This is a genomic window from Nostoc punctiforme PCC 73102 (assembly GCF_000020025.1).
GTDB lineage: Bacteria > Cyanobacteriota > Cyanobacteriia > Cyanobacteriales > Nostocaceae > Nostoc > Nostoc punctiforme.
In genome coordinates this window covers 3,850,216-3,876,336 of record NC_010628.1, presented here as the reverse complement: position 1 = coordinate 3,876,336, position 26,121 = coordinate 3,850,216, and the positions used below count along the sequence as shown (strand labels likewise).

Below are 26,121 nucleotides of genomic sequence, written 5' to 3'. Positions count from 1 at the left end.
CCTTGGGAATACTGAGGCTGATATTACACTGCAACGGCAGAGATTACAAATCTGAACTTTTTGCAATTCTTATCATTACCTCTACCTTTCCTGCCAGATTCCACAGACTTTCCACAGCTATTTCTGCTGTTTTCCACAGTTGTTTTACAAGATAATCGGCTTCTGTTCACCCAATGGGTATTTTGTCATGTCTGTAGCAATCAGTCTGCTTTACTGAGTTATTATTACGCAACGTAAACAAAACCTACTTCTAACCCTAGCTTTCACGTAATTATTTATTTTTTCTATATTTCTCTTTAACATTTTGTAACATTGACAAACTGAGCCAATCAGCACAAAATAAATCCACTAGCCTTTGCCGCCTGTTCCATTTTGAGCATCAACTGTATAAAACTATTCAGTTGTTAGTGCCAGTGGTGCGGCTAGCATTGAATGGGTGAAACTGTACTTGCACTGTATCACCTTTAGCTTGTTGTCCCTATTGATTTGCTTTTTCTGAAGCTTTTATTATATGAACTCAACCCAAAACATCTTTACTACTCTTCCCGAAACGCTACATCAATCTCTCAATACCTACTTAGAAAAACATCCTGATTGGGATGAACATCGCCTTATTACCGCAGCCATCTCCCTGTTTCTGCTGCAAAATGCTGATGGCGATCGCGGTGTTTCCCAAGTTTATCTCGAAACTCTGTTTCGTTGTGGCTAATGTTATTCCCTAGAAGCCATACTAAATAACAAGGTCAATCAAACTATACACTCAGAAAGATTTTTTCAGTCAGGATTAATGGCAACGAAAAACGAGGTAAAAGCGGAAACATCTACTATTGTAGTATCGCAACTTTCAGATGCAGCAGAACCCCAACTCGTAGAAAATGCTGAAGATGTGGCTCAACCAATGAAAAATTCCCTGGGTAGTGACGACATCTTAAACTCACTCAAAACCAAGAGGAGCGGGTGATAGTAACCTATAGCCTTATTCTTGAATCTCAAATGACAATAGTTATACACTAACATTAACTAAATCTACATCAGCAAGCCATATTGTTCTGCTTTGGGCAGATACTTCTTCTAAAGTTGGGGAGCGCCACTCTACCCCATAAAGCCAATTCTCTTTGAGACTAAAAATTCCTTGAATAATACGGCGTGTCGGCCGTTCACCGAAATCAACCTCAACTATGTCCCCTAATCTAAAAGCTGGAGTAGAAACAGTGGGCTTTTTTAGTACATTTGTTGTATGAAATTCTTGTTCAGCTAAGTAGAGAGTTTCATTCTGGCAAACAATTGCATAAATCCATTCTTGTCCTGACCACTAGAGTTGTTGGGAAATAACTAAGAGTTAAGTTAAAATTCTGTCCCTGTGGTTTTGATTTAATTTTTATGCTGCCATCAAGTAAAAGTTCCATAGTCCAGCAGCTGTCAACATTAAATGATCGTCAAACTCTTGAATGTGATTACGATAAACCGCGCTGACTGCACGATAACGTTTTACCCCAGCAAAGGCATTCTCACACACCACACGCTCTTGGCTCAATTCCCTATTAGCAGCTTTCTGCTCCTGTGATAATTCCCCACCCTTAGGTTTCTTATATGGAATGCGGATATTAACATACTGTTTTTGGACTCCCAGAAACCCCAGATCAACTTCAATGGGAATCTCGTCAGGAATACTGCCTGCAATGTCATCTTCGTCATGAAATCTTTTATCGTGTAACTTGCCTTCTAGTAGTCTGCCAAGCTAACTTTGCTATGTTAAATTTGGATATAAACGCTCCATTTTTCGGCGAGCATCTTTGGTTTGAAAACCCCAATAAACACTAGCTTTTTGCTGATTACGTTTTTTCTCCCAAGCGGCAATCTCAGAAGTTAATGTTTCTGCATTAGGAATACGCCGTTCTAAACATTGGCGAGATAAAACAGATAATTCGATTTCTACCTGATTCAGCCCTTCGGGTTCGCCAGTTGCTTCAAGTCGGGGAACCCGCCCAACGCACTGGCTCACCAAGAAGCGTGTTTAGGAGTATAGTGAAACTCTAACTTTTGAATAATTCGACGTGCTTCTTCTGGTGGAAAAACTTCATATAATGCATTGGGTGTATGAATATTCAAGTTATCAACTACTAAACGAATAACATCGGCATCTCGGTAGGAAACATCTACTAAATTTTTCATTTGTTTAGCAAAATCGGCTTTAGTTCGACGTTCTGTAACTTCGATATGCCGCCATCCAGCCAAGGGTTGAAAACATGCGAATAAATTTACTGTCCCGTTACGTTTATACTCAAAATCATAACGTTCAGGTTGCTCTGGCTGTGGTGGCAAAGGAAGTCTTACTTCTTCTACTAATTGGTATGGACGTTCATCAAAGCAGACTACAGGGCGTTTAGGATCATAAGGCTCATTGTATAAATCCAGCACATCTTCCATTCGGAAAACATATTCTGCGTTAACTTCAGGAATACACCATTGTTCTTTCAACCAAGGCTTAATTTCATTTTTTTTAAAGTTTGACGTACTGTTTCATCTGAGATTGAATCTATGATACCAACGTTCACTAAATGATCTGCTAATAATTGCATTGTCCAACGCACTCTTCCTTCTGGCGGATTAGAACAAGCTGTTGCAATCAAAAATGCTTCTTGCTTTTCATCTAATTTTTTATGTTTTGGTGGATGAACTTCATCCTTTAAAGCAAAATCTAACCCTCCAATGACAAATTTTTCTCGTATTCGTTGCACTGTTGCAACATGCGCTCTAACTATGCTAGCGATCGCTTGATCCGTTTCTCCTTCGGAAGCCATCAAAAGAATGTTTGCACGGCTTATGGTTCTTGCCTTATGCTTACCTTTCTTAATTATCGATTGCAGTTGGGAAACTTCATCTTCATTCAAGTCAACAATGTACTTTTTTGCCATGTTACACCCCGTTTTTGGCTATTTTACCAATTAGAGGTTTTACTTAGCAAAGTTACCTTGGTAGACTACTAGTGAAGAACTCAGTATCAGCACTCGTTTGCTTTGGTCTACTGCTGCTAGATGCTTACGGGTATGCCGCCGCTTTTACCGGAGTAATTCAGTTTTTGTTGTTCTCTTTCTTGAGGTCGCGCAATTGGGCGTTCTGTCCCATCAATCATCACTCGTTGCACTCCTGGAAAGCGTGACAAAAATGCTTCAATGCTTTCGAGATGGCGTTCCGGCAGCGCCATCTTCTGTCCCAAAGCCGCTTCTAATATTGGCTGCAATCGATGCATCCACTCATGTGCCTGGGAGCGATGCATATCAAAGAGCAGTCCCGCCACATCGAAGGTCGGATAACATTTGAAATAGAAAAGGATGAAAAACAATTTGTCTTGGGCTGTAAGTAAGCGGGCTTTGCGTCCTCCACCCAGGCCACGTTGACGAGGCTTGGCCTGTTGAGTATCTAGGTACATCGTGGTAAACGTGGGCAAAAGGGCATCAAATGCTTTCCGGTTCAACCCAGTTAATGCCCTCAACAGTCGGTCTTGCTTCAGCGCACCTTCAATATTCAGCATCATTCTTCCCTACCACTGCTGTCTATTCTCTCTTATTTCCCGACAAGTCTAATATCTAATGAATCAATGCAGGAACGGGGCAAAATTACCCAAACCCATCGCTACTACAGTACCACGCATCAGATGAAGCCTGTTTCTCGTGTTCATACAGGTGAATGTATGCGATCGCCTTCTCTGCAAAAACCTCCTAAAGAATTGGCAGAGGCTATGGGGACAGCTATACCTCCTGCTCTTCAGACTGTGAGAGAAGAATTAGAAACTCAATGAACGCTGTTTGAATTTTGAATTGTTAAGGGATTTCCCGCGGCAAAAAACATCCCATCCCTGCGGGACGCTCCGCGAACGTCGGGGCGTTAGGAATTACTTGCTACAGCAGTGTTAGCATTGCACGCTTATTTAATCATAGTTTTGCAATTTCTTATGCTTTGCTGGGTGTCATCGGATTGTTACCTTTGGGTAAGACATTTTTCGGCTTAATGCCATTGTTTGGTTACATTTTTTTGCTCAATGCATTAGCTGCGATCGCAGTGACACAAAATAAAAATCTTCCTGACTGGACACGACGACAACTACTCCAGTTCGGGCTAACAGGGATGATTTTACCACTCGCTGCCTCTCAACTATCCAATTGCCAAAAGCGGAATTTATTAGTTATGGAAAGCTCAAAGCAAGTTGATTCTAGAGCTGCTGAAGGACAGTTGTTGTCACGCCCAACTCGCCCCACAACAACCGCTTTGACCGGGTTACACCCACTAGGACTGGATGGGCAGCGAGATGGTTTTGTCTATGTACCTGAAACCTATCAAGCAGATCAGCCCGTTCCCCTGGTGTTGATATTGCATGGAGCCGGAGGTGATGCGGAGGGTGCGCTAAAAATCCTCCATCATCTGGCAAATCGCTTTGGGACAATTCTGTTGGCAGTAGACTCACGCCAACAAACTTGGGACATTATTCGGGGTGGCTATGGCCCTGATATTGCCTTTATCGATCGGGCACTAGCACAAACTTTCAGTCATTATGCGATCGCTCCAAACCAGGTAGCGATCGCTGGTTTCTCTGATGGTGCTTCCTACGCCCTTTCGGTTGGCATTACCAATGGCGAACTGTTTAACCACATTATTGCCTTTTCACCCGGATTCATGGCTCCTGCTAGCCAATCCGGGAAACCGCGTGTATTCATCTCTCATGGAAAGTTCGATACGGCGTTACCGATTGAACGGTGCAGTCGCCGGATTGTGCAGCAGTTAAAACAAGCAGACTATGACCTAGAATACCGTGATTTCAACGGATTCCATACAGTTCCTACTGCGATCGCCGAAAGAGCTATGGAGTGGTTTACTCAATCAGCACCGGATAAAGTGTTTCATTCGTGACATCAAAACTATGAAAACTGACCCAGGTATCGCTATAGATTCCAATCCTCCGAAAGTGGAGCCTCAAAAAAATAAATGGGGAACTATTGGGATACTGTATATTTTTAGTTATTTTTGTTAGCTTTTTCGCCTACAAACTAGAATTTGTTTTAGGTAAAACTCCTAGTTTAGATAAGACTACATTAGAGGTGCGATAATCATTGCGCCGATAATTACAGCAGTGCTATTGGCAAGTAGACCAAATGTAGCGATCTCCTTCGGAGGAGCTTTCCTGTGGAACGCTGCGCGAACGCTAACGCAAATGAGCCAATAATCACAATCAAATATGTTGCGTCGAGATTAGACTCTGACAATAACTCATGTACCAACTGTTTTAGTTGTGATGGTTCAACCTTTTGCGCTTAAAACCCCTAAAGCGATTGCGAATATTATTTATCAAAACTCCTCCAAATCAAATGATGTTAGATTCTAGATTTTAAACAAAAGCTTCAGCATAAAATATCGTTATCAAGATAAATAATGCACTAGATAGCAACATTTTTTCCAGAAATCACGATGAAAAAGGAAGTTGAACTGTAAATGTACTACCAAGCCCAGGTTGACTTTGAACGTGAATATTGCCTTTATGCGCTCTGGCGATCGCGATTGCGATGGCTAATCCTAAACCCGAACCGCCAGAGGTACGAAAGCGGTCGCGATCTACTCGGTAGAAGCGATCAAAAATTCGCTGTTGATGTTCAACAGCAATACCAATTCCTATATCTTCAACTTTAATCATGGCGTAAAGCTCACTCTTTTCTAAAAAAAACCGTGACTTTTCCACCGCTAGATGTAGCTTGAATTGCATTGGCAATTAAGTTGGAAATTAAGCGATAAAGCTGTTCTTCATTTCCCATCACATACAGTTTTTCTGAGACTTGCACCTGTTTAGAGAGATTTACTTTAGTTTCTACAGCCAAAAATGCTAATTCCTCAATTAAGTCGCTAATTAAATCATTCAAACAGCAAGACTGATATTCTCCTGTTAGTTGTTTTTGATCTATCCTCGTTAATAACAGCAAATCTCCTACTAATTGTGATAGTCGCCGATTTTGGCGTTTGAGTACATCTAAAATTCCACCATTGGATTTTGGTTCTTGCTGTAACTTGATAGCAGCTTCAATAGTAGAGTACATTGCTGCTAAAGGTGTGCGAAACTTATGGGCAGCATCAGCAGTAAATTGTTGTATTTGTTAGTAGGAAAGATATACAGGTTGCATTGCCCTTCCTGCTAACCACCAACTAGACAAACCAACGAAAATCATCGAAATTGGTAATCCCAACACCAAAGCTAATCTTAAATAAGCCAGATGTTGGTCTAAATCAGTGATACTACGCGCCACTTGTAGATAACCCGAAACTTGTTTTTGAGTATACAAAGGCAAAATGATTTCGCGGTATCGAGCGCCAGAAGAATCTGTTAAGATTTGCCAATACTGTAATTTTGAGGTAATCGGTAAATTGTCAAATTCCATGCCTCCACTAGCAAAAAGTTTTCCTGAGCGATCCAATAAGCGTATATAGTAATTAACTGGATTCGCCGCCTCTGTGATTGATTTTTTAATAGCTTAATTGCGCGATTGTACAGACAATTTACAAGAGACGGTTGAAGTTGGAATTTCAAGCGAGTTTACTCAAGACAAAAGCAGCAAGAAATCCAAAGACGACGATTAGTCCAGCAAAATTATGGGCTTGCTCGAAAGCTTCTGGAATCATTGTGTCTGTAATCATTGCCAAAATAGCACCTGCGGCGATCGCAGTAGTGGCGGCAATGATTTCTTGTGAAAAATGACTGAACAAAGCATAGCCTAAAAGTGCTGCTATACCAGAAATGATGGCAATTCCTCCCCACACACCGAAGATGTAAGCTGTTGAACGCCCTGCTTTTTTCATCCCAGCAGCACTAGAAAGTCCTTCGGGAACGTTAGAGAGAAAAACAGCCGCTACAGTTACCCAACTAACAACTCCACCGTCAATCATGCTCACACCAATCACAATAGATTCGGGAATACCATCGAGTAATGCACCAACTGCGATCGCCATCCCACTCCCACTATTTTCCTCTTCCGATGGTTGCTGTTCACCTGAACGTTTGCGGTGCTTTGCACCTTGATAGGACAGAAACCAGTTTGCTGCTGTATATACAACTGCACCACTTACAAATCCGATCGCTGTTGAGTCAAAGCCACCACGCTTATAAGCTTCATCCATTAGTTCAAACGCTAGTGCCGAAATTAGCACACCAGCACCAAAAGCCATAATTGCAGCAATAACCCGTTGAGGAATCTTGGCGTAGTAACCTACTGCGGAACCCAGTAGCAGCGCTGAACCACCCACCAAACCCCAAAAACCTGCTTTTAACCAAAGTGGAAACATGATTAATTCGTAATTCGTAATTCGTAATTAAAATTATTGGCTTAGGTGGCTTGCATTTTTTCACCTTGGGGTTTTGATAGTGCTTGTAATTCTTCCCAAGAATAGTGAGAGGGTAGTTCAATTGGTTTGTGATCTGCTCCTAATCCTAAGCCTACTGTCGGCTGGAGTTCTTCAATGAATTGCTCGGTGTATCCTGCCAGTTCATTGGCTGCAACTCCAAGTGCGATCGCACCTGCAACCCCGCCAATCGCCGCACCTACCTTACCACCAATTGAGCGGCCTAGTGCGGCTCCGGCAATTCCGCCTCCGGCTGCTCCCAATCCTGTTGCAATAGGATGAGTATTTGGGGGCGTTTGATTTTCATTTTCTTGGTTAGAAGTAGAGTGTTCTTCGTTCATAATCTGTTTCTCCTTGAAACTATAATCAGCATGAAACTAGTTCTTGCTCAGGTGTACCAGAAGCCACAGAGCAAAGCGTTCTAGTCCAACCAACAGGGCAGTGATGCCCACAGCTAGACCAAACACAACTAAGTTGTTTTCATTGCCAGCTTTTAAAGCAAAGCTTAAGGATGTAGAAACGGCTACTAGAATTTTTTTACCTATGGGTGCAAGGCGGTGGGCTAATGTACCTCCACCTGCTCCTGTACCGATAATAATGATGTCGTAATGTTCTGTGATGCTAGTCATAATTGATAATTGGTAATTTCATATTAATTACGGTTTAATTTCTTGAATTTCACAAATTAATTTGGCAATATTTTAAGTTAATTTATAAGTTTTATCAAAATTTAAATAGCTCTAAAGACATATTCTTATGCTTAGACTAAAGCTTTAATTACAATATTGCTTCTCTCTAATGGATTAATATTTATTTATGCCTAAATATAGGTTAGTATTTCATTTTGATTTCATTTTTTATTTCTATTGTGTGAATTAGCCATATAATCGGTTTACAAAAATAGTAAATAAATTTCGCTTGGCATCTTTGATCAAGCTATTAATTCGATTGTATTAAAAATGTTTAATTTTAAATACAAATAATTATTTTGAAAAAATAGTTTTTTGGTGCAATCTATATCTATGGTTCAATGTTATTTGAGACCCATAAAATAGAATTTGCTTTATAATAAATAATTTCAATGTTGTATTTAGTAACTGATGAAAATAGCTAGAAATTCTACACTCAGTTTGTTACACGATGTTAAATATACACCCACAGAATTTTAGTATTAATTTAGACCTGCTATTTATCGTCAGTAGCCAAGTTAAATAACAGGAGATTTCTATGCCTGAAGCTATTGAGATTTATGACGATCGCCTGCGTGCTATTGTACGCCCAGGAGCCTCACTTCAAAAGCTTGCCAACGGTGCAGTCCATAGTGAGGGGCCTGTTTACTTCCACGAAGATGATAGCGTTGTGTGGAGCGATGCTCACGGCAACCGCCTGTTGCGGTGGAGTGCCACTGACAATGTGACTGTCCTACGAGATCCATCTGATTACCAAAGCGGTAATTACCGAGACTTAGAGGGTCGTCTAGTTGCGTGTTCATCTGGTTTGCGTGCTATTATCCGACGCGAACATGATGGTGAATGGAAGGTTTTAGTCGATCGCGACCAAGGTAAACGCCTGAACAGTCCAAATGATTTGGTTGTCAAAAGCGACGGTACAATTTGGTTCACCGATCCGCCTTATGGGATTACCGAGCCAAACCAAGGTTATGGCGGCGAACAGGAACAACCCGGAAGTTACGTCTATCGCTTTGATCCGGCAACAGGTGAGATTTATCCTGTAGTAACAGATATGGTGCGCCCTAATGGGTTGGCTTTCAGTCCAAACGAAAGTATGCTGTATGTTTCAGATACAGCTGCGTTTAATATTCCTGGGGGGCCTCATCATATTCGTGTCTATGAGGTTGTAGGCGATGGCTATGTAAAGAATGGGCGTGTATTTGCAGTCATTGAGCCAGGACAACCGGATGGACTGCGGGTTGACGAATATGGCAATGTTTTTACTAGCTCTCAAGATAGCGTGCAGATATACGCCCCCGACGGAACTCGCTTAGGAAAAATTTTTGTACCGGAGACATCAGCTAACCTGACTTTCGGTGGTAAAGAAGGCGATCGCTATTTATCACAGCCGATCATTCGTTATATGTTATCAACCTTAATACCCGTGGTGTACAGCTATGATTTATCAATTTGGGTTGGGTGTAGCGATCGCTTTTTTCCTAGCTGCATTTAATTTCCCACAGTTAAGTCCACACTTGTTAAGTTCGCTTTCTCCGGTGTATCCTGACGGATTCCCAGGATTGGCACTTTTACTTCTCAGAGTTAGCCTTGGCTGGTTATTTATACTACACGGCTATCCCAAGATAACGCATCTTCGACAGTGGGCTGAGTCTCTAAAAATGCCTGTATTTCTTTGCTTTTTATCAGGTGCATCGATGTTAGGTGGCGGAATTTTTCTGATAATTGGATTCCTCACCCTCTTAGCGACATTGCCCATTCTCTGCTCAATGATTTTTGCGATATATTTGCACATCACTGGAAGTAAGCCTTTTGTAGCTCAAGATCCATACTTAATTCCTCCAGAACAGTATCAAGGTGCTTTAGGACAAGGTGAACCGCCAAGTTGGGAAAAGGCTTTTATGTATTGCGTTATGCTAATTGCGATCGCGGTTTTAGTCCCTGGTGCTTATTCGCTCGATGCTTTAATTTTTGGACGTTGAGTTATTTTATCGTTAACACTCCATTCTACCAGACAGGCGATTTTGTGAGAGATAATTGAAAGTATCTCCTCTACGGGAGTAGGGTAGTGATGACCGAGTTACTTGAAAAAATGATCGCCAAGCTCAAAACTTTGCCTGAGTTCACTAAATATGACAATGCGTAATTCTTTTATCCCATACGAAATTGGACTTAGACTTCACACCGAGAGTATAGAAACTATCATTAATGCTCTCCTTGAAAAACAAGAAACGCTCTACTCACATTACTCGCAAGCTCTAAGTACTAACGATGATTTTGAGCAAGAAAGATACTTCGACGACTTAGCCGACTGGAATTATGAACTTATAAAAGTTGCAGAGTTGCTCCTAGTGGACATCTTTCATTGGGTCAAGCGTGAAATGAAACTCCTATTAGCCGCTGTGTCAGGTGGTTATTCCCACTTAGCAAGGCTGAATATGAAAAATCTAAGCGACATCTTCTCGAAAAGAGGTGTTGATCTTAAAAAGATCCCAGGCGACTTTGAGCTAAATGTTCTGCGGTTATTTGCCAACTGCTGGAAGCACGATGCTAACCCGAAACCATCTGAAAAACTTTGCAAGGATCTCAATATTAATACTGATCCTGCATTGATAGTGGGGCTTCTCACTTCAAAGGAAGTCAGCAAAAGTTTAGGAAGCTTGCTCAACGTCACGGAAGAAAATAGTAAGCACTATGAAATGAATATTGTGCGTGCTTATGCGATGTGTGCTTACAACTATCTCACTACCCTTGAACAAAAGCTTAATTGATGCAGTTTTAACGTATATTTATTGCAATATTTTAGTACTTGTATTTTCATTTAGATAATTTTGTGACAAGCAAAATTGCGTGTCCGTCAGGATCTTTAACTAAACAACCTTTGCTATAAGAAAATGAGCGATCGCTAAACTGTACAATCCGCGATGACACAAACTGAACTCCATTCTGCTGTAGCTTATCTACTAGCTGCTCAAGATTATTTACAACAAGCTCGATTTGCACCTTCGCAATATCGCAACTTTTCCAATCACTCGGTATAAAACGACCTTTCCCAGGCACAATATAGTCTAGCAGTTCAATTCCTACACCATCTTGAACTGGCCGCAGTGCCGTAATTCTGACTTCGGCTCCTGGTAAATCATCCAAGCGAGTTTGCGTTGCACGCCAGTTGAGGCTACGGCTATCAACTTGCATTCCCAGAAGGGCGCGGTAAAAATGTAAACTCTGCTCAGTGTTAGAAATAGCGATCGCACTATGATCAATTCCCAAAAACAAGCGATGGTCGTTTTGATGCCATTTATCTTTTCCTTTATCAAGTGGAAACCAAATTAACTCTAAATCATGACCATCAGGATCTTTAAACTTAAAGGCGCGAACACCACCAGACGCTTCATTACTAGGTGGGATTGTCTGCGGTGCAACGGAAATTGGCTCAATGGGAAATGAACGCAAATGAGTATAAGCGCGATCCATATCGCTTACCACAATCGCTAGGTGTTGAAACCACAGGTCATTACTTTGTGAATCGCTAGGTATGGGTTTTCCTTTAATGTTGAGGTACTCCATCAACTCGATAAGTTCATCGCCTAGTCGTAAAGTAACAATGCGAATTTTTGCTCCAGTCACTCCTTCTAAATCGTTGTAATCCTGTCCTTCAACAGTGATGTCAGAAACGAGTTCAAAAGTAAGTGCTTGTGTATAGAAATTCAAAGAGCGATCGCAATTTGTCACCGTTAAGCCAATAGCTCTAATTCTTTGCACTTGTAAATCGGTTTGACTAGACATATTCACAGTCTCTGTACTTACAATTAACGTTCTGTTTTTGTTTTAAGAAAATTAGGTTTATAAAAATCTGAGTTTATTTATGAAATAATTTAAATTTTAATTGTAAAAACTACCTAAGAAACACGAATAATTTAATTCAAAAATAATTTATATTTGGTGAATATTACAAGGTTTTATTGCTAATTAATCAAAGTATTATATAAAGCTGATATCGAAAAAATAAATTTTCATAAAATCCATACTTTTATTAGAAGATAAGTTTTATTAACTTTATTTTCTAAGAATTTCATATAATAATGAAATTATAATGAAATTTTCTTAACTCTTTAGTGATAGATATTTATTACTCCAATAGTTAGAAGCGATCGCCACTGCAAACCACTAAAGTGATGCCAGAATCTGATAAATTTCTGTAATCAAGCTAAGTACTAATTTAGTAATACTTAGCACTTGCACATTATTAATTTGTTTGATAAGCAGTATTGTGATTGAGGCCGTAAAGTCATTTATCAGTCATCATCTCTGAATTCTGTTGTAATTTTTCGCTATCAGAGACACCCAAACTCTATCTACATTTTGAGGAAATATTATGAGCTATTCCCCTTACCTGCTCAAAGGTCAAAAAGCACTTGTAACGGGCGCTAGTTCTGGCATTGGTGAAGCTATAGCTCGCAATTTGGCTTCGTCAGGTGCAGCAGTAGTTATTAACTATCATTCTGAAGCCCAAGAAGCCCAAAAAATTGTTGATGATATTAAAACTGCTAATGGAGAAGCATTCGCTATTCAAGCTGATGTCAGCAAAGAAGACCAAGTAAAAGCGATGTTCAGCAAAATGCTCCAAGAATTTGGCACTATTGATATTTTGGTAAGTAATGCGGGCATTCAAAAAGACTCAGCATTTATAGATATGACCCTCGATCAATGGAATGCAGTGATTGGGATAAACCTGACAGGACAATTTTTATGTGCGCGAGAAGCGGCAAAGGAGTTCTTGCGTCGAGGTGTGAAGCCCGATATTTCTTGTGCGGCAGGTAAGATTATTTGCATGAGTTCAGTGCATCAAGTAATTCCTTGGGCGGGTCATGTGAATTATGCTACTAGTAAAGGCGGTATCAATATGATGATGCAAAGTATTGCCCAAGAACTTGCTCCTCACAAAATTCGCGTTAATAGTATTGCCCCTGGCGCAATCAAAACTCCAATTAATAAATCAGCCTGGGATACTCCAGAAGCAGAGGCGAAGTTACTACAATTGATTCCAGCAAAACGAGTAGGTGATGTAGAAGATATCGCCAAAGCAGCAGTTTGGCTAGCTTCTGATGACTCTGATTATGTTAACGGTACATACAACACTATTTGTAGATGGTGGTATGACTTTGTATCCAGGGTTTACAGAGAATGGTTAAAATAATTCGTAATTAATATACACTTTAAACCTGACTTTACGAATTACGAATTACACTCATGGCAACTGATTCATCTAAAAAAACAATTTTTGCGGCGATGGGGGCTAACTTAGCGATCGCCATTACTAAATTTATCGCCGCCGCCATTACTGGTAGTTCTGCCATGATATCTGAGGGGATTCATTCAATTGGAGATACTAGCGACCAATTATTACTTTTGTTGGGACTTAGTAGGAGCCAAAAGCCAGCAGATGATAGCCATCCTTTTGGTTACGGTCAAGAACTTTATTTCTGGACTTTAATTGTTGCCATCCTCATATTTGCTATTGGTGGCGGGATGTCTATTTATGAAGGAATTACTCATTTAATTAACCCCAGCCCTTTAGAAGATCCAATGTGGAATTATATTGTGTTGGGTGTGGCAATAATACTTGAGGGTTCTTCTTGGACTGTAGCTTTAAGAGAGTTTTTACCGACCAAGGGGAAGCAGAATTTTTGGCAAGCAATAAAAAACAGTAAAGATCCAACAGTATTTACAGTTTTATTCGAAGATACTGCCGCCATTTTAGGCTTACTCGTCGCCTTGATAGGAATTTTCTTAGGACATTTATTTAATAATGTTTATTTTGATGGCATTGCCTCGATTATTATAGGCATTATTTTAGCTTTAGTAGCAGTATTACTAGCGAGAGAAAGTAAAGGATTATTAGTTGGTGAAAGTGCTAATCCTCAAACTATAGCCAATATCCGTTCTTTGTCCAAAACAGAACCAAGAGTACAAAAAGTCATACGTATACTTACAATGCAGCTTGCTCCACAGGAAGTATTACTCAACTTGGAAATTCAATTTTCTAATAATCTTACAGGTGAGGAAATAGCATTAACGGTGGATTAATTAGAAGCAAAAACTTGTCAAAAGCATCCTGAAATTAAACAAATATTTATTGAAGCTAAATCCTTAGCAGCCATTCGCAAATCTTCTCAATAATCTCAACAAACTATGATACTCCTCTCTGCGTCTGGAGCATAATTTCCTAGAAGTAAATAAAATTTAATTTAAAAATAAAAAATCGTCGTTCACAAAAAAGTAGTTTATGAATACATCAAAACCTGAAGTAGTTGTCATTACCGGGGCCTCCGCCGGTATAGGAAGAGCCACCGTTCGCGCATTTGCCAAGCGAGGAGCCTATATTGGACTAGTCGCCCGCAGTCGTGATGGGCTGGAAGCTGCGCGTCAAGAAGTCGAGGCGGCTGGTGCTAAAGCACTGGTGCTACCAACCGATGTTTCCGACCCCGAACAAGTGGAAGCGGCGGCGGCGGCGGTAGAAAAAGAGTTTGGCCCGATAGATATCTGGGTCAATGATGCGATGGCATCGATTTTGTCACCATTTACAGAGATTAAACCAGAGGAATTTCGGCGCGTAACCGAAGTGACATATTTAGGATATGTTTATGGAACAATGGCAGCATTGCGACGGATGAAGCCACGCGATCGCGGCACAATTGTGCAAGTAGGTTCTGCCCTTGCCTATCGCTCAATTCCCTTACAGTCAGCTTATTGCGGTGCTAAGTCTGCTATTCGCGGGTTCACAGATTCTATTCGTTGCGAACTGCACCACGATCGCAGCAATGTTCACATCACAATGGTGCAAATGCCAGCAGTGAACACGCCGCAGTTTGACTGGATCGAGAACAATATGCCCCATAAACCTCAGCCAGTACCGCCGATTTTCCAACCAGAAGTTGCAGCTGAAGCGATTGTTTGGGCAGCAACACATAAACGGCGCGAACTCTATGTAGGTAGCTCTACAGTTGAGGCCATCTTAGGTACAAAAGTTGCCCCCGGAATACTAGACCGCTACCTCGGTAAAACTGGATACAAGAGCCAGCAGACAGAACAACCAGAAAATAAGAATCGTTTGAGCAACTTGTGGGAACCCCTACCAGGTGATCGCGGCGCTCATGGAAGATTTGATGACCAAGCACAGGACTACAGCGCTCAACTTTGGGCAACCGAAAATCAAGATTGGCTTATTTTAGGATTAGGTGCTGGTGTGGTCTTGGTAGCAGTGGGGGCTTATTTGAATCATCAAGCTCAACAAGAGCGATATGTTGCTCAAAAAGATGAAGACGACAGAATCTCTGAGTCAGATATTCGTGCTGAAGTAGCTCGACAGTTACATCAAAGCACAAATCGCAGCAGCAAACTAGATAAATGGAATTTGCTAACAGGATTGACTAGATTTGCTTGGAAAGCATTAACCACAGAATCCAAAAATAATCAAAAAGCTACTCAAAGTTGATATGAAAATTCTTAGTCAAGGACAGGCTTTTGGTTCACCTGGCATCGATCCTCAATGGACTCATGCCAATAAAGATGGAGTAGGAACAGCTTACTCTACCTCCAGTCGCGTTTGGTTTACTGTCTGGAACGGTGTTGTGACTGAAATCTACCACCCCACAGTAGACAGACCCCAAGTTCGGGATTTACAGTATCTCATTTCTGATGGTAAAAGCTTTTTCCACGAAGAGAAACGCCATCTCGAATCAAAAGTAGAACCGATGTGGATTCATGGTTTAGGATATCGCATCACTAATTCCGATCCCCAAGGGCGTTATGCTGTAATCAAAGAAGTGATTGCTGACCCGCATTTATCCTGTATTTTACAACATACAAAGTTAACAGGAGATAGCGATTTTATTTCCCAACTCCAGCTATACGCTTTATGTGCGCCGCATCTGGAAGTCGGAGGTAGAGGTAATAATGGTTACGCTGTACAAGTTGCTGGACATCGGATTCTAACGGCCGAGAAAGCAGGAACATGGCTAGCGCTGAGTGCAACAGTTCCCTTTACTCGTCTTTCCTGTGGCTACGTTGGACAAAGTGATGGTTGGACAGATTTAGCTGATAATTTTCGGATGGATTGGGAGTTTGACAGTGCTGTAGATGGCAACCTTGCTTTGACTGGAAAATTAAATCTCAATGGCAGTAAAGAGTTTACTTTAGGGCTGGCATTTGGGACAACTCTGCACAATGCAATTTCCACACTGTTTCAGTCACTCAATATTCCTTTTGAGAAGCAGAAGCAGCAATATAACGAACAGTGGAAGCGATCGCGCGACGGCATCCACTCATTAGAAAATGCTTCTTATGATGATGGGAAGTTGTATCACAACAGCGTTAGTTTGTTGTTGGCACACGAAGACAAAAGCTATCCCGGTGCTTTAATTGCATCTATGGCTATCCCTTGGGGTGAAGCCAAAGACGACCAAGACCAAGGAGGATATCACCTTGTCTGGACGCGGGATCTGGTCAGTAGTGTAACAGGTTTGGTGGCTGCTGGGGAAACAGATACAGCAGTGCGATCGCTAATTTATCTTGCAACCAGCCAGCAAGAAGATGGTGGTTTTGCCCAAAATTTCTGGGTTGATGGTGAACCTTACTGGAAAGGTATTCAGCTAGATGAAGTGGCATTTCCAATTTTACTGGCATGGATATTGCACCAAGAAAAAGTACCACTGCACTTTGATATTTATCCCATGATTTTACGAGCGGCAGGTTATTTAATTCGTCATGGCCCTGCTACCCAACAAGAACGCTGGGAAGAAAACAGTGGCTATTCACCTTCTACACTGGCATCTAATATTGCCGCTTTAATCTGCGCTGCTCAATTTGTTCGTGAAAGTGGTGATGAAGCAACAGCACAATTTATTGAAGAATACGCCGATTTTTTAGAATCTCACATTGAAGCTTGGACGGTTACTACCGAAGGAACCCTGGTTCCTGGCATCAAACGCCATTACATCCGAATTACTCCTACAAATATCAATAATCCTCAACCCAACGAAAATCCTAATCAGGGAACTCTTCTTATTGCCAGTCAGCCACCTGGTGAACCAGCAGAATTTCCAGCGAAGGAAATTGTCGATGGCGGATTCTTACAATTAGTTCGCTATGGAATTCGCAAACCAGATGACCCGATTATCGTTGATTCTGTCAAAGTAATTGATGCAATCTTAAAAGTAGATACACCCGTTGGCCCTTGTTGGCATCGTTACAACCACGACTGCTACGGTCAACAAGAAGATGGAAGTCCTTACATTGGTTATGGCAAGGGACACGCTTGGCCTCTTTTGACAGGAGAACGAGGACATTATGAATTAGCTGCTGGCGGCGATGTCAAAACATATATCAAGGTGGTGGAAGGATTTGCTTCAAACACTTGTTTGTTACCAGAACAGGTTTGGGATGAAGCAGATAGACCGGATATCCATCAGTATTTGGGAAAACCAACAGGTTCTGCGATGCCTTTAATGTGGGCGCACGCAGAGTATATCAAGCTGCTACGGTCAAACCATGATGGTCAGGTGTTTGATTTTATTCCAGAGGTAGCGAATCGTTATTTAGGCGAAAGAAAGCAGTGTAAATCGTTGGAAATTTGGAAGTTTAACCGTCAAATAGACAAAGTTAAAAAAGGTTATACACTACGAATTCACGCTTTAGCATCTTTTCAATTACACTGGTCTGATGATAATTGGCAAACTGTAAAAGATACCCCTTCTACTTCTACAAAGTTAGGAGTAAATTTTGTAGATATTTCTGTTTCTGATAACCAACAGCAGCCAATTATCTTTACCTTTTTCTGGATTGACACTAGTAAATGGGAACAACGCAATTACACAGTTGCAGTTTCATAAGGGGCTTCCAAGAAATAAATTATCTAAATAAAGGAACCACAGAGACACAGAGAACACAGAGAGGAGGAATAGAGAGAGTTTTCGCGTCAGTTTTGGAACATTTTTTTATTTGGAAGTCGCTAATTCGTGATTAAGAATTTTTACTTGAAATATATCAATTAGCAACGCTGTAACAAAAACGCACAATCAAAAAGAGCCATTTTTATGAAAAATAACTCATCATACAAGCCAACAATTGATTACTGGCACGTCTGGACTGACCGCGATGGTATAAGTCACCAGTCCCGTTGTCAAATTGAAGACTTCATTGAGAAAGGCATAGCTCCAGATACCTCACCACAGTGGCTTTCTAATTTGAAGCAATCTGGTGCTACAATCACCTTTACTGTGCTACCCGTGGGATGGGTTGGTAACTGGCATGAGAACCCGAAACCCCAGTGGGTAATCCCTCTATCGGGACGCTGGTTTGTGGAGACTATGGACGGGCAGCGAGTCGAGATGGGCCCTGGCGAAATTTCATTTGGAGAAGACCAAGGCACGAAGGCGGACGCGCAAGGTAATAAGGGTCACTTATCTGGAACAGTAGGCGATGCGCCAGCTGTTCTGATAATGGTACAGCTTGAAGAGAATCCGACTATAGAGCAATCCTGTCGCTTTAAGTAACTAGGAACTTGGGTTAGCAGCGATCACTCCTAACCATCATCTTGTTAAAAAGTTTACTATTGCTTCCAGTTTCTTCACCTAACATTGCTATCCACAATTTATATCCTTCTTGAGGACGATAAGAAACCATAGCAATATCGATACCATAATTTCTAATTGCGTATGTCATCTAGTTCGAAATAAACTCAATTCTCTACTGAAGTTATCCATTAAAGAGTCTAATTTGGGTACAAGATTTTCTCCTATAGCGCATAAATATTTTCTTGTGTTTTTTAGTAGTTAAAAACACCAGCTACGCAGTTTTATTTTGAAATATAAACGTCATGAATCAGGAGTATTCACCATGAAAGCAGTGGTTTTTCACGGAATCGGAGATATTCGATTAGATAACGTACCAGAACCAAAAATTAAAGAATCAACAGATGCCATTATTCGGCTGACTTCTAGTGCAATTTGTGGCACGGATTTACACATGATTCGGGGAACATTCACGGGAATGAAACCCGGTACAATTCTGGGACATGAAGGCGTTGGTATTGTTGAAGAGATTGGCTCCAATGTGCGGAATCTTAAGGTGGGCGATCGCGTTGTTGTTCCCTCGACAATTGCCTGTGGCTACTGTTCATATTGCCGTACAGGATATCACGCTCAATGTGATAACGCCAATCCCAACGGACATAACGCCGGAACAGCTTTTTTCGGAGGCCCTGAAGCAGCAGGCCCCTTCGATGGATTGCAGGCTGAATATGCTCGAATTCCTTATGCCAATGCAGGCTTGGTCAAGCTACCAAAAGAAGTCACAGACGATCAAGCAATTTTATTGTCTGACATCTTCCCTACGGCATACTTTGGAGCCGATATTGCAGAGATCACACCAGGAGATACAGTTGCCATTTTTGGTTGTGGCCCTGTTGGACAGTTTGCCATTGTCAGCGCCAGACTGTTCGGTGCAGGACACATCATTGCAGTAGATACAATTCCTTCACGCTTAGAAATGGCGCGTGATTTGGGTGCAGAAATCATCGATTACAATGCCGAAGACCCAATTGAGGCTATCCGCGAACTTACTGGAGGAATTGGTGTAGATCGAGCCATTGATGCAGTTGGCGTAGATGCGAATGCTCCTGACAGTGGCCCAGCCGCCGAAAAAGCACGACAAGAAGCACAACAATTCCAGCAGCAGTTACAACAAATTGCCCCTAAAACTAATCCTCAAAATGGCAATTGGCATCCAGGGAATGCTCCGTCTCTTGTATTAGAGTGGGCAGTTCAGGCATTAGCTAAAGCTGGTACACTCTCGATTATTGGTGTTTATCCACCAAGCCATAATTTTTTTCCCATCGGCACGGCGATGAACAAAAATCTTACAATCAACATGGGTAATTGTAATCACCGCAAATATATTCCTACTTTGGTAGATTTGGTTCGTAATGGCACAGTAGACCCCACAAAAGTCTTAACCCAAGTCGAGCCGTTAATGTCAGTTATTGATGCATATAAGGCATTTGACCGACGGCAACCAGGTTGGGTGAAGGTAGAATTAGTGCCAGGAGCAACTTTAGCTAATGTTTAGAGTCCTTATCAAGACTATCTTATGAACTAAAAAGTTTACATCAGCAAGTTACCTTACTTGCTGATGATTTTTGCTTTTAATTATAGGAGGTTGTACAGCACGACTTAAATTTTTTATGGAAGAATCTTTGCCTATTACGATTTTGATAAGTGTAACAGTTGTGGCTGGTATTGCTGCTCAAGTTTTAGCTGGTTATTTTCACATACCTAGCATTGTCTTGCTACTTCTGTTCGGGATTCTTCTGGGGCGAGATGGTTTAGGTTTTTTAGATCCATCACTGTTAGGCGTTGGTTTAGAAGTCGTGGTTTCGCTGTCAGTGGCACTAATTTTATTTGAGGGTGGTTTAAATCTACAGTTAGGAGAGTTAAAAGAGGTTTCTAGTAGTCTTCGTAATCTTGTCACTTTGGGAGTGTTGATTACCTTAATGGGTGCTGGAATAACTGCACACTGGCTAAGTGAATTTCCTTGGCCAATTGCTTTTCTTTATGCCTCTCTGGTAGTTGTGACAGGTCCAACAGTTATTAATCCCCTCCTCAAACAAATTGGTGTAGAAAGACAAGTCTCAACACTTTTAGAAGGAGAGGGTGTTTTTATCGATCCAATTGGTGCAATTTTAGCTACGATCGTGCTTCACTTTGTTTTGAATGTAAATGTAGAGCCACTCATTTTAGTTAAGAGTTTGGTTCTACGTTTGGGTATAGGCGTAGCTATTGGTGTAAGCGGAGGTTGGTTGCTTTCTCAAATTCTTAAACAGGATCGATTTCTGTCGCAAGAGTTAAAAAATCTAGTTGTTTTAGCTAGTGTTTGGGGTTTATTTAGTTTTGCACAAGTGTTGCGTAGTGAATCTGGTTTGGTTGTTGCTGTAATTATGGGGATAGTTTTAAAAGCCAGTAACCTATCTTCAGAGCCTTTACTGCGTCAGTTTAATGAACAGTTGAGCATTTTAGCTAACTCGGTTTTATTCATTTTGCTAGCAGCAGACTTATCAATTGCAAGTGTTTTCGCTTTAGGTTGGGGTAGTGTTCTGACAGTTATAGTCTTAATGCTGATAGTGCGTCCCGTTGATATTTTGATATCTACCTGGAATGAAGGTTTGAAGTGGCAACAGCAGTTATTTTTATCTTGGGTTGCTCCCCGTGGAATTGTAGCTGCTTCTTTAGCTTCTTTGTTTGCAGTTTCACTTACAAAACAGGGTATCAATGGCGGTGATTCAATTAAAGCCTTGGTATTTTTGACAATTATAATAACAGTTTTTTTTCAAGGATTGACAGCCCCTTGGATCGCCAGCCTGCTCAATTTACGTTTAACAACTCAAATTGATCGAGAGTGTTCGCAATTAGCTAGTGATGATGTCAAGATGCAAGAAGATGAAGAAATAATCAGCCCTGTTTCCTAGTTAGTTTAAGCGTAATTACTATTAGTTGATTACTTAACCGAAATTACAACTTTTGTTACTAATATTAGTTTAGCCATGTTATCTAAAGTCCGCAGTCATCCTTATTTTTTAACTCCCCAGTCATCTAATCCTAGCTATCCACTTTTAATATTTCTACCTGGAATGGATGAGACAGGAAAAGACTTGATGTACATTCAAACAGCCGGTTTAGAGGCTGCTTTTGATGTCCGTTGTTTTGTAATTCCACCTGATAATTTAACAACTTGGGATGAAATGACAGAAGAACTGGTAACTTTAACCCAGATAGAACTAGAAAAAGAACCGCGTAGACACGTTCGCCCAGGGTCTCCTACAGAAGTGGCTTATCGTGAGACATCGCTTGTTTACCTCTGTGCAGAATCATTCGGTGGTTGCTTGGCGTTAAAAGTTTTAGAAAAATTTCCTCAACTATTTACAAATATTATTTTAATTAATTCTGCTTCTTCATTTCATCGAGTACCTTGGTTGAATTTAGGTTCGCTTTTGTTCCCTTACACACCTCAATTGTTTTATAAAATTTCTTCGTTTTTATCTTTGCCTTTTCTAGCTAATTTAAGTCGAGTTTCACCTGTTGCTAGCCAAGCGCTTTTAAAATCAACCAGTTTTGCACCAAAAAAAACCGCTAATCAGCGTCTATCTTTGATGAAAGAATTTGATATTGACGAGAATAAATTATCTCAAATAACTCAACCTGTCTTATTAATTGCCAGTAAAAATGATCGACTTTTACCTTCAGAAGCGGAGGCACAAAGTTTAAGTAATATTTTTCCTAATTCTCAAATAATAACTTTACCTAATAGCGGCCATGCTTGCTTAGTTCAAAATGATGTTAATCTTTATCAAATTTTATTATCAGCTAATTTCATCGTTACGTAATAAATGTAGTATCTCAAGTAGTATGTAATGACTCATCTTATAAGTAAACAAACTGTTTGGCTGAAATTGGCTTTGAGAATTTTTAGTATCGGGTTGCTGCCTATACTAACTGCAAATCAGGCTTTAGGTGCAGAACGTATAAGGTTTAATTACGGACTTTTTGAAAGGTCTGTCCCTATTAATTCGCTCGAAACCTATGCAAAAACAGGCAAAATAGACAATGAGTTAGCTGGATATAGTCAGTATGTAAACAAAAAGCAACTAACTCAACTACAGAAAGTTTTACTAACTCGCATTCCCTTAAATAAAGTAGAAATTTCGCAGTTTCTTTATACACCAATTGGTGAACGATTATTACAAAGGCTGGGGAAAGTTATTCAAACAGAATCTAACTTATCAGGCTTTTATGCAATTCGTGCGGCACTAATTTTGTCAGCCGCAGATCAAAAAGATTTTACGCTTTTAAATGTATTACGCAAGTTTCCAGCGAGTGCAATTTCAATTAATTTAGACCAGAGTTTGGCAATAGCACAGTCATTACAAGATTTAGTAAATCAAACTCAAAATGCAGTAGCTCTAATTAACCAACAATCCCAACAAAAGATAATTACAGCTTCTACACTTAAAACTGTTCCATTAATGGATTTAGGAAAAACCGGAAGTTTTCGTTTTTTAAAGCAAACTATTATTCTTAATGACATATCGCGTCTCAGAAAATTCCCGGCTGATTATTCTTAATGACATATCGCGTCTCAGAAAATTCCCGGCTGATATTTACCTCCCAGTTGCTCAAACTTCTCGTCCGATAATTGTCATTTCGCACGGACTTGGTTCTGACAGAACAAGTTTTGCGTATTTAGCTGAACATCTCGCATCCTATGGTTTTGTGGTTGCTGTTCCAGAACATCCTGAAAGTAATTCACAACAACTGCAAGCATTATTAGCAGGTACAGCAGATAAAGTTACCAATCCCAGAGAACTTATTGACAGACCTTTAGATATTAAATATCTTCTAGATGAACTCACTCGTTTATCAAAGTCTAATCCAACATTCCAGGGACGTTTGAATTTAGACCAAATTGGTGTATTAGGTCAATCATTCGGTGGATATACGGTGTTAGCTTTAGCAAGTGCAAAGATTAATTTTAAACAATTAAAAACCGACTGCCCAGCTTTGAAAGATACATTAAATATTTCGCTTTTACTTCAATGTTTGGCTGTCAATTTACCCAATGCTCAATACAACTTATCGGATGCAAGAATAAAAGCAGTAATTGCAATTAATCCAGTTGATAGCAGTATTTTTGGTCAAGCTAGCCTCAGCCAAATCAAAATTCCAGTGATGATTATATCTGGTAGTTCTGATACTGTTGCTCCGGCTTTACTAGAACAAATTCAACCTTTTACCTGGTTAACAACTACAAACAAATATTTAACCCTCATCAATGGTGGAACACACTTTTCTACTATTGCAGAATCACCTAATGCAACCGTTCCCGTTCCTACAGAAGCAATCGGCCCTAGTCCAGGATTAGCACGTCGTTATGTTAAAGCTTTAAGTCGTTCTTGTCAGCTTTTGGTGATGATGAAAAGTTACGCACTTAAGGCAGATGGCAGAAGGCAGAGGGCAGAAGGAAGAAAGATATAATCGAGATACTTCAAACTTCACTCCATCAAACATTTGAGGAATAAGCCTTACTCATGTTCTATGTCGGTGCTAACTCACCTATTACCAGATTCAAGCAATCTGAGACTTGAGAATTGCCAACTTGACAAGATAAAAACTCAGATAAATTTGATTGTTTCCGCAATCAGTAGAGTAGTTAACTGTCCAGTTTGTAACCAACCAACTCAAAAAATTCATAGTAGCTATGAACGCTTATTAGTAGACTTACCCTGGGCTGATTACAGCATTACCTTACAGTTACGGGTAAGGAAGTTTTTTTGCATCAATAGTTTGTGTAAACGACGCATTTTTACAGAAAGGCTGACCAATGTAACCGCACCTTGGGCTAGAAAAACTCTACGTTTAGCTCAACGACTGAGTGTGATTGGTTTAGCTAATGGTGGTGCAGCAGGGGAAAGACTCTTACAGCAATGGGGGATAAAAGTTTCTCGCAACACACCGTTAAATTTAGTCCGCTCAATCCCACTGCCACCAATCGTAACGCCACATACTCTTGGGGTAGACGACTTTTGATGCACGTAAATGTAAAACTTACGGCACAGCACTAATTGACCTGGAACACAGCCGACCAATTGCTCTACTAAAAGATGCCTTGGCTGAAACCTTGGCAGAATGGTTAAAAGCCCACCCTGGTGTCAAAGTCGTCTCACGAGATCGGTCAAAAACTTATGAAAGTGGCATTCGTCAAGGCGCACCAGAAGCCATTCAAGTTGCAGACCGTTTTCACTTATTGCAGAACTTATCTCAAACGCTCTATCAAGTCTTTGGTATTCATGCCAAAGTACGTAAAAGTTGTGGAAAAACAAGTATTTAGTACTGATACTAAAGTGCATTTAGAGGTGGAAACAGCACTAATTGAAGGCATTCGGGAATTGGATGGGGATACATACCCCACCCAATTGCAAACCACTGAAATTCAAAACGAGTGTGGGGATGTTAAACCCTTTTTGGCAGAGAATACAGACGGATTGACTGCACAGGAAAACCCTCAAATTAACATTCTGCCGTCTGCCGTCTGCCTTTCCCCGAGAACCTTTCCCTGATTACTGAGGCTAATAAAAGCCCAGTTGTGCCAAGGTTTCCCCAAAACACATCTTTAAAAAGAAAAGTCCAATCCGCCAAAGCACGGGATAGACGGAGGGAAATCCATGAGCAAGTCTGGAGACTGCGGTCTATTGGCTTATCAGGGCTAGCAATCGCTCAATCCCTGGGAGTTTCTAAAACTACCGTATTCAATTACAAGCGTTGCTCAACTTTTACCGAACGTCGTGAGCGTAGCGACCACGGTCTGAGTCTTCTCAACCCAAATCAAGATTACCTCCTCAGTCGCTGGAATAGCGGGAACCACAACACCCAAGAACTGTTTGAAGAAATTCGCACCTGCGGCTATATCGGTGGTTATGCCACGGTCGCTCGCTTCACTCGTTATCTCAAGACCTTGCCCGGATTTGAGCCAGCAAAGTGTTCAAAGAAAAACGCATCCCCCAGGGTTAGTTCTTCCTCCCATCGTCCTCTCACTCCCAGTCGCGTCACAGCTTTAGTCTTGCGACGACCAGAATTAATACAGCTTAATGAGCGTGAAATCATCGCTCAACTACAAACAGCCCATTCTGATTTGAAGTCAGCTATTGAACTAGCTCAACAGGAGAGCATCTGTTGTGCGTCAACGTCTGAGCGAGCAGCTCGATGCTTGGTTAAACAAAGCTAAAAACAGCTCGGTTTCTTTGTTGCGCTCCTTTGCTGTTAGTTTAGAGTCTGACTACGATGCTGTGAAAGCAGGTGTAACTATGTCAGTTAGTAATGGCCCAGTTGAAGGGCATATTAATCGACTGAAAATGTTAAAGCGGCAGATGTATGGTCGCGCCAAAATAGATTTACTGGAGCGACGGTTTTTGTTGGCTATTTGAGGACAAAATTTTGACAATTTACAC

General features: G+C 40.8%; 24 protein-coding genes and 5 pseudogenes. 17 read left to right on the top strand and 12 right to left on the bottom strand.

All coding sequences use genetic code 11. The annotated features are described in order from the left end of the window. Positions 1-511 precede the first annotated feature (511 nt). Entirely contained in the window at positions 512-709 is a 198-nt protein-coding gene (locus NPUN_RS15825) for a DUF2811 domain-containing protein (RefSeq protein WP_012409579.1), read from the top strand. A gap of 78 nt (positions 710-787) precedes the next feature. After that, entirely contained in the window at positions 788-961 is a 174-nt protein-coding gene (locus NPUN_RS41935; RefSeq protein WP_167315634.1) for a hypothetical protein, read from the top strand. A 42-nt stretch (positions 962-1,003) separates the two neighbouring features. On the opposite strand, the gene NPUN_RS39100 is transcribed toward NPUN_RS41935, so the two are convergent. The 4 genes and pseudogenes from NPUN_RS39100 to NPUN_RS15805 all read right to left on the bottom strand — a co-directional run bounded on the left by NPUN_RS39100 (position 1,004) and on the right by NPUN_RS15805 (position 3,535). Continuing rightward, positions 1,004-1,285 carry a DUF1392 family protein gene (locus NPUN_RS39100; protein ID WP_234711139.1) on the bottom strand — a complete coding sequence of 94 codons (282 nt, stop codon included), beginning with the start codon at positions 1,283-1,285 and terminating at the stop codon, positions 1,004-1,006. 93 nt (positions 1,286-1,378) lie between these two features. Continuing rightward, positions 1,379-1,669 (bottom strand): transposase family protein, encoded by a 291-nt coding sequence (locus tag NPUN_RS15820; RefSeq protein WP_234711138.1) that lies wholly within the window; start codon positions 1,667-1,669, stop codon positions 1,379-1,381. Positions 1,670-1,747: 78 nt separating this feature from the next. Further along, a pseudogene (locus NPUN_RS40105) lies at positions 1,748-2,915 on the bottom strand (IS630 family transposase). A gap of 116 nt (positions 2,916-3,031) precedes the next feature. Then, on the bottom strand, positions 3,032-3,535 hold the full coding sequence (locus tag NPUN_RS15805; RefSeq protein ID WP_041565443.1) for a helix-turn-helix domain-containing protein: 504 nt from the start codon (positions 3,533-3,535) through the stop codon (positions 3,032-3,034). Positions 3,536-3,598: 63 nt separating this feature from the next. On the opposite strand from NPUN_RS15805, the gene NPUN_RS15800 reads away from it, so the two are divergent. Both NPUN_RS15800 and NPUN_RS15795 read left to right on the top strand, forming a co-directional pair. After that, positions 3,599-3,799 (top strand): hypothetical protein, encoded by a 201-nt coding sequence (locus tag NPUN_RS15800; protein WP_041565442.1) that lies wholly within the window; start codon positions 3,599-3,601, stop codon positions 3,797-3,799. Positions 3,800-3,828: 29 nt separating this feature from the next. Then, a complete protein-coding gene (locus NPUN_RS15795; protein WP_148220324.1) occupies positions 3,829-4,905 on the top strand; it encodes a DUF4383 domain-containing protein in 1,077 nt (358 codons plus the stop codon). Positions 4,906-5,085: 180 nt separating this feature from the next. Here the strand turns inward: NPUN_RS15795 and NPUN_RS43305 are convergent. From NPUN_RS43305 to NPUN_RS40800, 7 genes and pseudogenes are all read right to left on the bottom strand, one after another. Then, positions 5,086-5,344: pseudogene (locus tag NPUN_RS43305) on the bottom strand (hypothetical protein); the annotation flags it as partial. A 111-nt stretch (positions 5,345-5,455) separates the two neighbouring features. Further along, on the bottom strand, positions 5,456-5,683 hold the full coding sequence (locus tag NPUN_RS41930) for an ATP-binding protein (protein ID WP_167315605.1): 228 nt from the start codon (positions 5,681-5,683) through the stop codon (positions 5,456-5,458). Between the two features lie 10 nt (positions 5,684-5,693). Then, positions 5,694-6,080, bottom strand: coding sequence for a sensor histidine kinase family protein (locus tag NPUN_RS41925; RefSeq protein WP_234711076.1), 387 nt, complete (start codon positions 6,078-6,080; stop codon positions 5,694-5,696). Positions 6,081-6,137: 57 nt separating this feature from the next. Then, positions 6,138-6,419, bottom strand: a complete 282-nt coding sequence (locus NPUN_RS41920) for a hypothetical protein (RefSeq protein ID WP_052304583.1) — start codon at positions 6,417-6,419, stop codon at positions 6,138-6,140. 145 nt (positions 6,420-6,564) lie between these two features. Then, positions 6,565-7,320, bottom strand: coding sequence for a ZIP family metal transporter (locus tag NPUN_RS15785; protein WP_012408802.1), 756 nt, complete (start codon positions 7,318-7,320; stop codon positions 6,565-6,567). 41 nt (positions 7,321-7,361) lie between these two features. Further along, positions 7,362-7,718, bottom strand: coding sequence for a hypothetical protein (locus tag NPUN_RS15780; protein WP_012409577.1), 357 nt, complete (start codon positions 7,716-7,718; stop codon positions 7,362-7,364). A 36-nt stretch (positions 7,719-7,754) separates the two neighbouring features. After that, entirely contained in the window at positions 7,755-8,006 is a 252-nt protein-coding gene (locus NPUN_RS40800) for a hypothetical protein (protein WP_012409576.1), read from the bottom strand. Positions 8,007-8,604: 598 nt separating this feature from the next. Between NPUN_RS40800 and NPUN_RS15770 the strand changes: the two genes are divergently transcribed. The 3 genes from NPUN_RS15770 (at position 8,605) to NPUN_RS15760 (ending at position 10,837) form a co-directional block, all read left to right on the top strand. Further along, entirely contained in the window at positions 8,605-9,561 is a 957-nt protein-coding gene (locus NPUN_RS15770; protein WP_012409575.1) for an SMP-30/gluconolactonase/LRE family protein, read from the top strand. Further along, entirely contained in the window at positions 9,506-10,048 is a 543-nt protein-coding gene (locus NPUN_RS15765; RefSeq protein WP_041565441.1) for a DoxX family protein, read from the top strand. The genes NPUN_RS15770 and NPUN_RS15765 overlap by 56 nt, the downstream gene beginning before the upstream one ends. 150 nt (positions 10,049-10,198) lie before the next feature. Beyond that, positions 10,199-10,837, top strand: coding sequence for a hypothetical protein (locus NPUN_RS15760; protein WP_012409574.1), 639 nt, complete (start codon positions 10,199-10,201; stop codon positions 10,835-10,837). A gap of 46 nt (positions 10,838-10,883) precedes the next feature. On the opposite strand, the gene NPUN_RS15755 is transcribed toward NPUN_RS15760, so the two are convergent. Continuing rightward, the gene (locus NPUN_RS15755) at positions 10,884-11,852 is read right to left on the bottom strand and encodes a VOC family protein (protein WP_012409573.1); all 969 of its coding nucleotides are present in this window, start codon (positions 11,850-11,852) and stop codon (positions 10,884-10,886) included. Positions 11,853-12,441: 589 nt separating this feature from the next. Between NPUN_RS15755 and NPUN_RS15750 the strand changes: the two genes are divergently transcribed. From NPUN_RS15750 to NPUN_RS45000, 10 genes and pseudogenes are all read left to right on the top strand, one after another. Continuing rightward, complete coding sequence (locus tag NPUN_RS15750) at positions 12,442-13,263, top strand: SDR family oxidoreductase (RefSeq protein ID WP_012409572.1); 822 nt, start codon at positions 12,442-12,444, stop codon at positions 13,261-13,263. 53 nt (positions 13,264-13,316) lie between these two features. Beyond that, positions 13,317-14,153 carry a cation diffusion facilitator family transporter gene (locus NPUN_RS15745; RefSeq protein ID WP_012409571.1) on the top strand — a complete coding sequence of 279 codons (837 nt, stop codon included), beginning with the start codon at positions 13,317-13,319 and terminating at the stop codon, positions 14,151-14,153. Between the two features lie 199 nt (positions 14,154-14,352). After that, positions 14,353-15,561, top strand: coding sequence for an SDR family oxidoreductase (locus tag NPUN_RS15740; RefSeq protein WP_012409570.1), 1,209 nt, complete (start codon positions 14,353-14,355; stop codon positions 15,559-15,561). 1 nt (position 15,562) lies between these two features. Then, complete coding sequence (locus NPUN_RS15735) at positions 15,563-17,956, top strand: glycoside hydrolase family 15 protein (protein ID WP_012409569.1); 2,394 nt, start codon at positions 15,563-15,565, stop codon at positions 17,954-17,956. Between the two features lie 204 nt (positions 17,957-18,160). After that, a complete protein-coding gene (locus NPUN_RS15730; RefSeq protein WP_012409568.1) occupies positions 18,161-18,619 on the top strand; it encodes a cupin domain-containing protein in 459 nt (152 codons plus the stop codon). 343 nt (positions 18,620-18,962) lie between these two features. Then, positions 18,963-20,192: a zinc-dependent alcohol dehydrogenase gene (locus NPUN_RS15725; protein WP_012409567.1), complete on the top strand. Its 1,230-nt coding sequence runs from the start codon at positions 18,963-18,965 to the stop codon at positions 20,190-20,192. Positions 20,193-20,307: 115 nt separating this feature from the next. Beyond that, positions 20,308-21,492, top strand: a pseudogene (locus NPUN_RS15720) (cation:proton antiporter); the annotation flags it as partial. A gap of 171 nt (positions 21,493-21,663) precedes the next feature. Then, positions 21,664-22,503, top strand: coding sequence for an alpha/beta fold hydrolase (locus NPUN_RS15715; protein ID WP_012409565.1), 840 nt, complete (start codon positions 21,664-21,666; stop codon positions 22,501-22,503). Positions 22,504-22,530: 27 nt separating this feature from the next. Next, positions 22,531-24,064: pseudogene (locus tag NPUN_RS39085) on the top strand (alpha/beta hydrolase); the annotation flags it as partial. A gap of 147 nt (positions 24,065-24,211) precedes the next feature. Continuing rightward, positions 24,212-26,097, top strand: a pseudogene (locus tag NPUN_RS45000) (ISL3 family transposase). Positions 26,098-26,121: the final 24 nt, after the last annotated feature.